General features: G+C 64.5%; 8 protein-coding genes. All 8 read left to right on the top strand.

Translation table 11 applies throughout. The annotated features are described in order from the left end of the window. The first annotated feature begins 267 nt into the window (after window positions 1–267). The 8 genes from P6U23_RS02125 to P6U23_RS02090 all read left to right on the top strand — a co-directional run bounded on the left by P6U23_RS02125 (window position 268) and on the right by P6U23_RS02090 (window position 13,794). On the top strand, window positions 268–1,998 hold the full coding sequence (locus P6U23_RS02125; RefSeq protein WP_407177968.1) for a hypothetical protein: 1,731 nt from the start codon (window positions 268–270) through the stop codon (window positions 1,996–1,998). Between the two features lie 139 nt (window positions 1,999–2,137). After that, entirely contained in the window at window positions 2,138–2,857 is a 720-nt protein-coding gene (locus P6U23_RS02120; protein WP_407177967.1) for a thermonuclease family protein, read from the top strand. 210 nt (window positions 2,858–3,067) lie between these two features. Then, the gene (locus P6U23_RS02115; RefSeq protein WP_407181752.1) at window positions 3,068–3,853 is read left to right on the top strand and encodes an LssY C-terminal domain-containing protein; all 786 of its coding nucleotides are present in this window, start codon (window positions 3,068–3,070) and stop codon (window positions 3,851–3,853) included. Window positions 3,854–3,923: 70 nt separating this feature from the next. Then, window positions 3,924–5,111, top strand: a complete 1,188-nt coding sequence (locus P6U23_RS02110) for a pyridoxal-phosphate-dependent aminotransferase family protein (protein WP_407177966.1) — start codon at window positions 3,924–3,926, stop codon at window positions 5,109–5,111. Window positions 5,112–5,291: 180 nt separating this feature from the next. Next, window positions 5,292–6,353, top strand: coding sequence for an ABC transporter ATP-binding protein (locus P6U23_RS02105; protein WP_407177965.1), 1,062 nt, complete (start codon window positions 5,292–5,294; stop codon window positions 6,351–6,353). A 153-nt stretch (window positions 6,354–6,506) separates the two neighbouring features. Then, window positions 6,507–8,228 carry an ABC transporter permease gene (locus P6U23_RS02100; RefSeq protein WP_407177964.1) on the top strand — a complete coding sequence of 574 codons (1,722 nt, stop codon included), beginning with the start codon at window positions 6,507–6,509 and terminating at the stop codon, window positions 8,226–8,228. A 342-nt stretch (window positions 8,229–8,570) separates the two neighbouring features. Continuing rightward, on the top strand, window positions 8,571–10,688 hold the full coding sequence (locus tag P6U23_RS02095) for a S9 family peptidase (RefSeq protein ID WP_407177963.1): 2,118 nt from the start codon (window positions 8,571–8,573) through the stop codon (window positions 10,686–10,688). A 370-nt stretch (window positions 10,689–11,058) separates the two neighbouring features. Continuing rightward, the gene (locus P6U23_RS02090; protein WP_407177962.1) at window positions 11,059–13,794 is read left to right on the top strand and encodes an Ig-like domain repeat protein; all 2,736 of its coding nucleotides are present in this window, start codon (window positions 11,059–11,061) and stop codon (window positions 13,792–13,794) included. Window positions 13,795–13,824 lie beyond the last annotated feature (30 nt).

The following is a 13,824-nucleotide window of genomic DNA, read 5'->3' as shown; positions in this document are numbered from 1 at the left end:
TCTACATAATCAAATTCAGCACCGACCGCCCTCCCGCAAGACTCCGGTATTTTGGTGTTCCATATTGTGGCCCAACCTTTTCCCCGACTGTGACTGCCGTCACATTGCCTTTCCGCCTGGTTTGGGCCAGTTTTCAGGAACTTGCTGATTTTTCTTGGGGGCGGCGCCGAAAAGATGCGGGTGGAACTGCGCGATATCGGCCGCAGCGGCGTTTGTTCAGATCGCCCGTTCCCCGCCGCTTGAACCCGCCCGCCGGAAATCCGCTCAATGAATTTGCGCTATTTTGCCGCTGCCACCTGTCGGGCGCTGACGGCGACCAAGGACGGGCCCTCGCTCTATGAGGTCTGCGATCCGCTGCTGCTGGCCCCGCACAGCGGCGACCCGCATCTGTCGAAATTCTACCAGATGGCGCTGTGCAATCCGGCGCTGCGCGCGCTGCTGCGCCGCGCGGGCTTGGCCGAACTTGGAGAGCACGGACGGCTGGAGGCGCTGCGGAGTGCCATCCTGCACGCCCGCGACGATGCTTCGCCCGATTGGGAGGCGGCGGGCCGGCCCATCGCGGACCTGCTCGACACCATCGTGCTCGGTCATCCCACCCCTAAGCCGGTCTTAGCGGCCGCGCGCGTGCCGAAACCGGCCGAGCTCGATCGCGTGATCCGCGCCTGCGGCGCGCATCTGTTGCGCAGCTTCCGCCGGAACGGCTTTCTGCCGACCTACGCCGCTTTCAACCTGATCGGGGATCCCGATCTGCGCGGCCGCGAATTTCTGGCGGCGCTGACCGGGCTCAATTCCCGCGGCTACAAGAACTCGACATTGCTGTTCAATCTCGCCCGCATCTTCATCGCCCGCTCGCAGGTCGGCGCGCTGGTCAACCCGCCCTGGACCGGGATTGCCGAGCCGATGTGGGCGCCGGTGCAGGTCCGCCACCGCTCGGCCTATTACGACGCCTTCTTCACCGAGGCATTGCTCGGCTTCATCGAGACCGGGCTCGCGGCTCCCCACGAGATCGCGAGCGCGCGCGGCGCGATTTCGGAGATGGTGGCTTTCTGCCTCTCGACCAGCCGCGAGGACGTGCGCAGCCGGGACGGCAGCCCGTTTTCCGTGGTGACCGCGCTGGCGCCGGCGCCGCATCCGCGCTTCTCGAAGTTCTTCGCCCAGATCAAGCAGGATCTGGGCTTCGGCATCTACGTTCCGGATTGCGACACCACCGCCTGCTCGTTCTCCGCCGCGACGCAGGCCGGCTCTGCCGACCCGATCCTCGACCAGCCGCTGCTCGACTTCTACGCCGGTTACCAGGTGCGTGCAGGCCGCAACGAGCCGCTGGTGACGGTGCCGATCAATGACAACATCGATTTCGAGGGCGGCATCGTCACCTGGATCGACAATCTCGCCGGCGAGCGGCCCTTCGGCAACGATCTCGATCCGACGCTCAATCTCGATGTGCTCGAAGTCAGCTTGCGCAATCTTGCGCGCTGGAAGGTGCTGGAAAATCGCGAGCGGCTCGATACCGTCAGGCGCATCATTGGATTTCAGCGGCGGCTCGTCGAGAGCGGCGCGTTCAGCAATCCGCGCTCGCACATCTATTATTTGCCGGAGCTGTACTGCGCCTATTTCGGCCGCTGCTTTGCGGCGTTCCAGGCGTTGCCGCCAGAGGCGCGCAAGACGATCGATCCCGACGGCGCATTTGATGTCATCCGCACCCACGTGCTCGCTTACGTGCTGGACGAGATGCTCACCGCAGAGATCAACCCGTTCGATGCTGCGCTGGCGCTGATCGCGCTCGCCCATCTCGGTGCCGAGCTCGCGAGCTTTGGCCCGGCGCTCGCCTGCATCGTCGCCCAGTTCGGCGAGGGCGGCCGGCACGGTCCGTTCCGGGCCTATGAGTGGAACAAGATGAAGACGCCGACCCGCATCCTGGTCGGCGGGCCCGAGGTGACTTCGGCCTTCGTGCTGATGGGACTTGCGCTGGCGCGGAAGGCGATGGTGAAAAGGCGGTAACCTTCGCTGATCCTGGACGACAGCCGGCAGCCATCGCGCGAAGTTGAAAGGGGACGGCGGCGGAAGGCGCTGGCGAGGTAGCCCAATCCGCACCACAATCGCCGGCATTATTGGCTGATTCCTTGACGTGGCCCTTTTCATGTCGCCCAAATTACCGCTTGCGCTTCTGTTGATGCTGTGGCCCGGCCTCGCGTTCGCCGCCGATGTTTCCGGCGTGCCGAAGATTCGCGAAGCCGACCAGATCCAGATCGGCAACAGCCGCATTCGCCTCTCCGGCATCGACGCGCCCTCGGTCGATCAGCTCTGCCTCAACACCAAGGGCGAGCGCTGGACCTGCGGCGTCGCCGCGCGCGACGAGCTGATCAAGCACACCGACAACAAGAGCTGGACCTGCCATCTCGGCCAGACCGATCGCCGCGGCCGGGCGCTGGCGCGCTGCGAGGTCGACGGCGAGGACGTTCAGAAATGGCTGGTGCGCAGCGGCTGGGCGCTGGCGCGCGTGTCCCACGATTATGATGCGGACCAGGCCGCCGCGCGCGAGGCCAAGGCCGGCATGTGGCAGGGCGCCTTCATCGCGCCGTGGGATTGGCGCGTGCGCAACAAAAAGACCACCATCCTCGGAGCTGTGAAAGTGCCGGAGACCGCGCATGCGATCCTCCTGGCTTCCGCATCCGGCCCGGTCGCGCCTTCGCCCGACTGCACCATCAAAGGCAACGTCAACTCGTCGGGCGAATGCATCTATCACAAGCCGACCAGCCGCTGGTACGCCCAGATCAAGATGCAGATCAGCAAGGGCACGCGCTGGTTCTGCTCGGTGGAAGAAGCGGAGGCCGCCGGCTGCCGTGAGACACGGCGGTGAAGGGCTGTCCGTTTTGAAGCGGCCGCCCATCTCAATCCGTCATCCTGAGGAGGCCGCAATGCGGCCGTCTCGAAGGATGAAGGGCCCCGCTGCAGCAGCCGGCCGTCGCCCTTCGAGACGCGCGCCAGGGCACGCTGCTCAGGGTGACGGTGACAGAGTGTGAGCGATCAACACCATGATGCGGATCCGCACGCTGCGCATCACGCGCGGCTGGAGCGCGTGCTGCTGACGCTGCTTGCGATCCTGCTCGGATATACCTCGCTCGCCTATATCGTGCTGCCGGCGTTCTGGACCCATTATGAGCATCAGCGCGGACTTGCGAGCTTGCCCATGGTGACGCGCACCGCGCAGGGCATTCCGGGCGACCCCATCAACATCGGGCTGATCGGAGATGCGCGCGATGTGCTGTGTGCGATGAACCAGGCCGGCTGGTTTCCCGCCGATCCCATCACGCTGCGCTCATCCATTGAAATCGTCGGCAGCGTGCTGCTCGACCGTGCCTATAAGGATGCGCCGGTCTCCAACCTGTTCTATCTCGGCCGGCGCGAGGATTACGCGTTCGAGAAGCCGGCCGGCAAAAGCGCCGATCGCCGGCACCATGTGCGCTTCTGGAAGGTGCTGGACAAGGGCCAGGAGGACCGGCCGGTCTGGCTGGGCGCCGTGACCTTCGACAAGGGCGTCGGCATCAGCCATTTCACCGGCGCGATCACACACCACATCGATGCCGATATCGACGCCGAGCGGGATTCGCTTGCAAGCGATCTCGAAAATGCCGGCATGGTCACGGCGAAATATCAGGTGACCGGCGTCGGGCCCACGCTCACCGGCCGCAATGGCGGCGGCGATCTCTATTACACCGACGGTGAAGTCTGGATCTTGCGGCTGGTCGAGGCGTGCCAGAAGAGGACAGGTCCGGTCGCCGTGATCCCGAGCCCGCTTGCGACCGAGCTGAAAGACGAGATCTGGCGAAGCATAACCGGTGCGCTCAAGAGCTGAGCCAAAAGTCTTGAAATTCCCTCCAATAGGCTGCATCCATGCCCCTGCCCCAACGCAAGGAAATCCACCCATGACCGTTCGCGCCGGCCGGGAGTTTCTGGCCATTCCCGGGCCCACCACCATGCCTGACGAGGTGCTGCGCGCGATGCACCGGCCCGCGCTCGACATCTACTCCGAGCAGATGGTCAATTTGAGCGACGGCCTGTTGCGCGATCTCTCGAAACTCTTCGCGACCAAGGCCAAATCCTACATCTACATCGCCAACGGCCATGGCGCCTGGGAAGCGGTGCTCTCCAACGTGCTGTCGCGCGGCGACAAGGTGCTGGTGCTGGAGAGCGGGCGCTTTGCGGTCGGCTGGGGCAATGCCGCGCGCGCCATGGGCGCCGAGGTCGAAGTGCTGAAGGGCGACTGGCGGCGCGCGGTGCGGGCGGGCGAAGTGGAGGCGCGGCTGCGCGCGGACAAGAGTCACGCGATCAAGGCGATCCTCGTCGCCCAGGTCGACACCGCCTCCGGCGTCGTCAATGACGTCGAGGCGATCGGCAAGGCCATCAAGGCGGCCGGACATCCCGCGCTCTACATGGTCGACACCGTGGCTTCGCTCGGCTGCATGCCGTTCGAAATGGACAAATGGGGCATCGATGTCGCGATGTCCGGCTCGCAGAAGGGCCTGATGACCCCACCGGGGCTGGGCTTCGTCGCCGCCAATGAGCGCGCGCAAGGCGTGCACAAGACGGCCGATTTGCGCACGCCCTATTGGGACTGGACCGAGCGCGAGGGCGTCGAGCATTACCGCCGCTATGCCGGCACCGCGCCGGTGCATCTGTTGTTCGCGTTGCGCCAGGCCATCGACATGCTGTTCGAGGAAGGGCTCGACAACGTGTTCCGCCGGCATCAGCTTCTGGCCGAAGCGGTGCGCCGCGCGGTCGCGGTATGGTCCGAGGGCCAGGTGCTCGGTTTCAACATCACGGAAAGCACCGAGCGATCCAACACGGTCACCACCGTGCTGATGGGCAACGGTTTCGAGCCCGCCAGGCTGCACCGCTACTGCAAGGAGAAATGCGGCGTGGTGCTGGGCGTCGGCATCGGCGACCTGCAGGGCCAGGCGTTCCGCATCGCCCATATGGGGCACATCAACGCGCCGATGATCCTCGGCACGCTCGGGGTGATCGAGGTCGGCCTCAACGCGCTGCGGATTCCGCATGGCAAGGGCGGCTTGGAGGCGGCGATCGCCTATCTCGGCGAAAGTGTAAGCGCCTAAGGCGCGATGGGGTCGAATCGCGATCGCGCTTTAGATTCTTGTTTGAGCACGATCTTTTCGCAAAACCGCTTCACACTTTTCCGGATCATGCTCTCTGGGCTCTGTTCGCCGCGCGGCTTTTAGTGCTTACTCCCGGGTAAAGCGCGCCTTGGGCTCGCAACAATACCCCGGGGGAGATGCGTGGCGCCGGTCGAACTGCGCGGCCTGACAAAACGCTTTGGTCCGCTCACCGTGGTCGATGACGTCTCGTTGCGCATCGAGCACGGCAAGCTGGTCTGCCTGCTCGGCCCCTCCGGCTGCGGCAAGACCACGACGCTGCGGCTGATCGCCGGCTTTCTCGAACCCTCCGCCGGCGAAATCTGCGTCGGCGACCGCGTGTTATCGTCGACGGCGCGAACCGTGCCGCCCGAGAACCGCGGGATGTCGATGATCTTCCAGAGCTACGCGCTCTGGCCGCACATGACGGTCGCGGACAACATCACCTACGGTTTGCGCCTGCGCAAGCTCGACCGCGAGACCATCGCAAAAAAGCTCGCGGCGATCCTCGCCACCACCAGGCTGGAGGCGCTGGCGCAGCGCTATCCCGGCGAGCTCTCGGGCGGACAGCAGCAGCGCGTCGCGCTGGCGCGGGCGCTGATCGTCGAACCCGAGACGCTGCTGCTCGACGAGCCGCTGTCCAATCTCGACGCCAATCTGCGCGAGGAAATGCGCTTCGAGATCCGCCGACTGCACGACGAATACCGCTACACGACCGTCTACGTCACCCATGACCAGTCGGAGGCGATGACCACTGCCGACCTGATTGCGGTGATGAACGCAGGCCGGATCGATCAGCTCGGCACGCCCGAGGACATCTACGACCGCCCGCAATCGGAATTCGTGGCGCGCTTCATCGGCGCGGCCAATGTGATCAAGGCGGTGGCGCGCGACGAAAACCACGTCGCTTTTGCCGACACCACGCTGGAAGTGGTCGGCGCCCAGCTTGTTGCCGGCCAACCCGCCGCGGTGGCGATCCGCCAGCACGACATTGCGCTGGCCACACAAGCGTCGTCCGATACGCCGAACACGGTGCCTGCGCGCGTGGTCCGGCAGGTGTTTCTCGGCGCCAGCCGCGACTATCTGGTCGAGACGGCCGACGGCACGTCCTTGCGCGTGGTCACAAGCCCCGGCAATGTGCTGGCGGAAGGCAGCAAAGTGTGGCTGACGCTCCCGCCGCAACGCTGCCGGGCGCTGGAGCGGTGAGGTGCGGGTGATGCGAACTGTTGCGTCCCCACTCACCGCCGTCATTCCGGGGCGCCTCGAAGAGGCGAACCCGGAATCTCGAGGTTCTCAGGTGCGCAATTGCGCACCATAGTTCGCTCCTTCTGAGCGCCCCGGAACGACGGAGGATGCGGCATGACCGCGATATCCAACATCCCACGTACCAAACCCCGCATCGACTTCACAAGACCGGTGCTGTGGCTGTTCGCCGCCTGCCTGATCGTGCTGATCGCGCTGCCCTTGTCGTGGCTTGGCATCTACAGCTTGACCGACAAGGCGCGGCATTTCACGTTGCAGAACTTTGCCACGCTGTTTTCCGATCCGGATTTTCTCGATCCGCTGTTCACCACCGCTGTTGTCGCCGTGTCTTCGGCCGCGATTTGCAGTGCGATTGCGGCGCCGATCGGCTGGCTGGTGTCGCGCACCGACATGCCGGGTCGGCAGGCGATCCGCGCGCTGGTGACCGCATCTTTCGTGACGCCGCCCTTTCTCGGCGCGATCGCCTGGGAGCTGCTGGCCGCACCCAACAGCGGCCTGCTCAACCAGCTCTACCGTTTCGTCACCGGTGCCGAGCCGGACGATCACCTCTTCAACATCTATTCGCTGGAAGGCCTCATCTTCGTCATCTCCTGCTACACGTTCCCTTTCGTGTTCGTGCTGATCGCGAACGCACTCGACAGCATGCCGGGGGAACTGGAAGACGCGTCCGCCATTCTCGGCGCCAAGGCGTGGACCACGGCGCACCGCATCACGATTCCGCTCGCGTTGCCGGCGCTGGTGGCCGGCAGCCTGATCGCGTTCTTGCAGGCGATGACCTTGTTCGGCTCGCCCGCGATTCTGGCGCTGCCCGCGGGCTTTCACACCATGACCACGAAAATCTGGAGCCTGTTTCAGTACCCTCCGAAGCCAGAGCTCGCCGCGGCGGGCGCGGTGCCGCTGCTGCTCCTGACGATACTGCTCCTGCAGGCGCAAAAAATCGTGCTGGGACGGCGCAGCTATTCGGTCGTCGGCGGCAAATATGGCGCGCCGCGACGCATCGAACTGAAGGGCTGGCGCTGGGCCGCGCTCGCACCCTGTCTGCTGGTGCTGCTCAACCCGGTGTTCCTGCCCTATTTCGCGCTGCTCAACGCGGCCATATCGCCCAACGCCACGACGCTGGTGACGCCATCGACGCTGACGCTGCACAACATCGTCTTCGTGTTCACCGAACAGTCCTCGACCGCGCTGGTCCTGAAGAACACGGTTGTCCTGGGCGCGGCCACCGCCACCATCGGCACGGTCGTGGCGCTGGTCATCGCCTATGTCGCCACGCGCCAGGTGATCGTCGGCGCGCGCCTGCTCGGCTTTCTCGCCACCGCGCCGGTCGCGGTGCCCGGGATCGTGCTCGGCGTCGGCCTGTTCCTGAGCTACACGCGGCCGCCCTTCGTGCTTTACGGCACACTCTGGATTCTTCTGCTCGCCTACCTGACCATCAATCTCCCGTCGGCCTATCAGCAACTCCAGGCGGCATTCACCACGATGCATCCCGAACTCGAGGACGCCAGCCGTATTCTCGGCGCGACGCGCCTGCAATCGCTCATGGGCATCACCGCGCCGCTGTTGCGCAGTGCGGTGATCGCGACCTGGTGCTTCATCTTCATCGGCGTGATGCGCGAGCTCTCCGCGGCGATCGTGCTGTTTACCTCGGAAACCAAGGTGCTGAGCGTTCTGATCTACGATCTCAACGAGGGCGGCGAGCTCGCCGCCATCTCCGTGCTCGGGATCGCCATGCTGCTGATCACCTTCGCCGTCGTGCTGGCGGTCAACCGCATCCCGATGTTCGGCGCCGGTGCCAGCGCACGGCTGCGCAATAACTGAGCATGATCCGGAAAAGTGTGAAGCGGTTTTCCGAAAAGATCATGCTCAAACAGGAATCTAAAGCGCGATGGCGATTCGACCTAATCCCATCGCGCTTTAGCGCGGACGCAACATCGAAATAGGATCCCAATCCCCGCGCAACGTGCGGCGTCTTGAAGGGCGACGGCCCGGGTCTCGCAGCGGGGCCGTTCATCCTTCGAGGCCGCCGCTTCGCGTCGGCGCCTTAGGATGACGGTTCAAGCAGGCGCCTCACAAAGACGGTTCGCCCGGCATATAGCAATCCGCCGTTCCGCGCCCATATGTCCCGGACCCGATCGAAGCCCCGCGTCAACGAGGACCTAAGTGACTGAAATCCTGGATAAACAGGCTGCCGCCGTGAAGCCGCCGGTGGCTGCCCGCCGGCCGCATTCCTTCACCCGCCACGGCATTACCGTCACCGACGACTATGCCTGGTTGAAGGATCCGAACTGGCAGGAGGTCCTGCACGATCCGGCGGTCCTGGATCCGGATATCCGCGCCTATCTCGAAGCCGAGAACAGCTATACCGAGAGCCTGCTCGGCCATACCGCGACGCTGCAGAAGAAGCTGGTTGCGGAAATGCGCGGCCGCATCAAGGAGGACGATTCCAGCGTGCCCTCGCCGGACGGGCCTTACGCCTATTTCCGCAAGTTCCGCGAGGGCGGCCAGCACGAGATGTTCGGCCGCATGCCGCGCGATGGCGGCAACGAGCACATCGTGCTCGACGGTGACGCGCTCGCCAAGGACCACGGCTATTTCAAGTTCGGCGACAGCCGCCATTCCTGGGATCACCGCTTGCAGGCTTGGAGCGCCGATACCAAGGGCTCGGAATATTTCGCGATCCGCATCCGCGATTGGCAAACGGGTGAGGATTTCGACGATCTCGTCGAGGACACCGACGGCGGCATGGTGTGGAGCGCGGACTGCAAGAGCCTCTTCTATGTCAAGCTCGACGAGAACCACCGGCCGATGCAGGTCTGGCGGCACCGGCTTGGCACCGCACAGGAGGACGACATCCTCGTCTATGAGGAACAGGATCCCGGCTGGTTCACCCATCTGCACGAATCGACCTCGGGCCGCTTCTGCGTGATCGCCGGCGGCGACCACGAAACCTCCGAGCAGCGCCTGATCGATTTGAAGAACCCCGATGCGCCGCCGCGCCTGATCGCTGCGCGCGAGAAGGGCGTGCAATATTCGATAGCCGATCGCGGCGAGGAACTGTTCATCCTCACCAATGCGGATAACGCGATCGACTTCAAGATCGTCACCGCCCCGCTCGCCGCGCCCCAGCGCGCCAACTGGCGCGACCTGATCGGCCATCGCCCGGGAGTCTACATCCTCGGCCACGATCTCTATTCGGGCCACCTGGTGCGGCTGGAGCGCGCCCATGCGCTGCCGTCCATCATCATCCGCGATCTCGCGACGGGCGAGGAGCACGCCATCGCTTTCGATGAGGCTGCCTATTCGCTCGACACCATGGGCTCCTACGAATTCGATACCACGAATTTGCGCTTCGCCTATTCGTCGATGACGACGCCGTCGGAGGTCTATGACTACGACATGACGAAGCGGACGCGCGTTTTGCGCAAGCGCCAGGAAATCCCATCCGGCCACAATCCCGCCGACTATGTCACGACGCGCATCATGACGATCGCCCATGATGGCGTGGAGGTGCCGATCTCGCTGCTGCATCGCCGCGACTTCAAGCGCGACGGCAACGCGCCGCTGTTGCTCTATGGCTACGGCTCCTACGGCCATGCCATGCCCGCTTCGTTCAATACCAATCGCCTGTCGCTGGTCGATCGCGGCTTCGTCTATGCGATCGCGCATATCCGCGGCGGCACCGACAAGGGCTGGGGCTGGTATCTCGACGGCAAGCGCGAGAAGAAGACCAACAGTTTTGATGATTTCGCGGCCTGCGCCCGTGCGCTGATCGAGGCCAAATACACGGGCAAGAAGCGCATCGTCGGCCATGGCGGCAGCGCCGGCGGCATGTTGATGGGGGCCGTTGCCAATCGCGCCGGCGAGCTGTTTGCCGGTATCGTCGCGGAGGTGCCGTTCGTCGACGTGCTCAACACCATGCTGGACGACACGCTGCCGCTGACGCCGCCCGAATGGCCGGAATGGGGCAATCCGCTTCTCAGCGAACAGGACTTTCGCACCATCCTGTCTTATTCGCCCTATGACAATGTTGCGGCGAAGACCTATCCGGCGATCCTTGCCATGGCGGGCCTGACCGATCCGCGCGTCACCTATTGGGAGCCGGCGAAATGGATCGCGCGGCTGCGCGCCACCATGACAGGCGGCGGCCCGGTGATGCTGCGCACCAACATGGGCGCCGGCCACGGTGGTGCCTCCGGGCGCTTCAACCGCCTCGACGAAATCGCCATCGTCTATGCGTTTGCGCTGTGGGCGGTGGGGCTTGCGCGTGACGATGCTTAGTTGAAGAGCTGGTTTGCGAATCTCGGTCCTCGCCCCGCTTGCGGCAGGGCGTATGGCGCCGCCGGCATTTTGCGCTGATATTTCCGCATCGTCGTGGTCGGGCTTGACCCGGCCATCCACGCCTTTCTTCACACAAAACAAAGACGTGGATGCCCGGCACAAGGCCAGCATGACGAGTTTGTCTCCACCAGCCGAGTACGGTTGGGGTCCCCTTCCCCCGCCGCTTCGCGTCGGCCTCTTCGATCCCTGCATTTTTGCCGCATTATTTGCGGCGGTGTGACCGTACCGTAACAGACTTTTCCGACCAGAGCGGCTAGGTCCTGCGACACGCGAAAATGGTCATTCCTGCAGTCGTTCTTGAAGAGTTGCCGTGGACTTCCCTATTGTCGGACACGCCCTCGTCGGGCGTCAGAACTACCGGCTGAAGTGGTTCGTTGCTTCCCTGTTATCGCTGATCATCACGTCACTTGGTCTTGCTGACCGGGCGCAAGCAGCTCCCGTCTCCAGCACCACGACCGTTGTGTCTTCGCAGAGCCCAAGCTTGGTCAACCAGGCTGTGACTTTCACTGTCACGGTTACCGGTGCATCGGGCACTCCGACTGGAGTCGTCTCTGTCGACTTCGGAGATGGCACAGGTGCCGCCGTCGCCGCGCTTAACGGAGGAGGGACCGGCTCTGTCACGCACACCTACACAAGCGTCGGGACCTTCGCCGTCAGCGCCACTTATTCGGGCGACCCCACTTACGCGCCAAGCAACGGAAGCGTCGGACAGCAAGTCGCTCAAGCATCCAGCGCGACGACCCTATCCGCCGTGCCCAGTCCAGCCTCGGTCGGTCAGACCGTAACCTTCACAGCGAGCGTCACGCAGACCGGTGGGATCCCGGCCTCGTCCGGCACCGTGACCTTCAACTTCGGCGACGGTGCGAGTTTCACGGCCTCGCTGTCGGGCGGAGTTGCACAAGCCACGCATGCCTACACATCGACAGGCAACTTCACCGTCACCGCAAATTATGGCGGCACCTCGGACGTGGCGGCGAGCTCGGGCACGCTAAACGAAACCATCAACGCCGCGGCATCGGCAACGACGCTCGCATCCTCATCGGCTTCCAGCGTGGCAGGCCAATCCGTCACCTTCACCGCGACCGTATCGGGCGCGAGCGGCATCACCCCCACAGGCACCGTCACCTTCGACTTCGGAGACGGCACGTCCGCCACTGTTGTTCTTGGCGGCGGCGTCGCCAGCACACCGCACACATACGCGAGGGCCGGCAGTTTCGTGGTCACTGCAGCGTATGGCGGCAGCGCAAGCTATTCGCCGAGTTCCGCGACACTGTCGCAAAATGTGGCGAATCCGTCATCATCGTCGACGACCCTGACGTCCACGCCCGATCCAAGCAGCGTCGGACAGTCCGTGACATTCACCGCGACAGTCACGGGCTCGGGAGGCACCCCCAGTGGGACGGTCACCTTCAACTTCGGAGACGGGGCGACCGCAACAAGCAGCCTCGTCGGCGGCGCTGCAACGATCACCCACGCCTATACGACGGGAGGCAGCTTCACCGTCACGGCCACCTATTCCGGCGATGTCAATTTCGCCACGAGCTCGGCAACACGTCAGCAGACCGTCAGCGTCAACGCGACGACCATATCGCTATCTTCCTCGCCCAACCCGAGCCAGGCGGGACAGGCGGTGATCTTCACCGCAAATGTGACGAGCCCCGGCGGTGCGCCGACAGGCAACGTGACCTTCAAGGATGGCGGCACGGCGCTGGGAACGGTCGCGCTGTCTGGCGGTGTCGCGACCTTCACCACCACCTCACTTGCAGCCGGCCATCACACGATCACGGCGAGCTATCTTGGCGCATCCGGCTTCGCCGCGAGCACGTCCGCCGCGCTGATCCAGGTCGTGAATACGCCTTCCGACAGTCTCAAGCTGCGGACGTTGCAGGTGCTGGCCGCACCCGTGGTGGCGCAAAACTCCGGACAGGCGATCTCCGGCGCCGTCGACAGCGCCATCAGCGAAGGGTTCAGCACGACCGGCGGCACTTTGATCAGCCCGAGCGCGACTGGCATCCGATTCAACTTCGCGGCCGATCCCGACGCTAGCCCGTCACAAATCGCCAGCAGCTCGGCCGAGTCCGCGCGCAACGCAAGCGCCCCGCTCAGCGAAGGCGGCCAAAGCTCCGCCCTGCAGGCTTATGCCGGCAAGAGCACAGGTCGCGTCGATAGCGCGTTCGATGCGCTGGCAAGCGCCATGCCGACCAAGGCACCGCCGCGTTACGTCGCGCCACGGGATTGGCTGGTCTGGGCCGAGATCCATGGCACGACGCTCGATCGCTGGAGCACCGGCAGCGGCGCGAGCACGTTGTCGGGCGCGCCGTTCCTCTACGGCAACCAGATCAACGTGCTGGCCGGCGTGACGCGAAGGGTGTTGCCGAACGTGCTGGTCGGCGCGCTCGGCGGTTACGAGACGTTCGACTATCGCTCCGATGCGCTGCAGGGCCGGTTGAAGGGCGACGGCTGGACCATTGGCCCCTACGTCGGATGGATGATCGCGCAAGACATCCGCTTCGATGCGGCGTTCACCTATTCCGGCATCGGCTATGATGGCCTTGCTGGCACGGCATCCGGATCATTCCCAGGCCATCGCTGGTTGCTGTCTGCCGGACTGACCGGCACGTATAAGACGAGCGGCTTTGTGATCGAGCCGTCCGCGCGCGTCTACGCGCTGTGGGAGCGCGAGGATGCCTACACCGACAGTCTCGGAACGTTGCAGGCCGCGCGCGATTTCTCGACCGGCCGCGCCAGCGCCGGCGTGAAGGTCACTTATCCGATTGCCTGGTCTCCGACCGCCGAATGGGCGCCTTATGTCGGCCTCTACGGCGATTACTATTTCAACACCGACAACGCCGGCGCGCCGGTTGCGCCTTCCGTGCCGACGCAGTTTGTCATGGATGGCTGGTCAGCCCGCGCGACCGCCGGCGTGGCGACGCGATTTGCCAATGGCGCCCAACTCGCCATCGGTGGCGAACGCGGCGGCATCGGCGGCAATTTTGCCGTGTGGACCTATCGCGTTCGCGCGTCGGTGCCGTTTGGGGCGCAGTAAGGCGCGCGCGTCATTGCGAGCGCAGGCGAG

The organism is Bradyrhizobium sp. STM 3562, assembly GCF_045571435.1.
Classification (GTDB): domain Bacteria; phylum Pseudomonadota; class Alphaproteobacteria; order Rhizobiales; family Xanthobacteraceae; genus Bradyrhizobium.
This window is presented reverse-complemented; position numbering and strand designations above follow the sequence as displayed.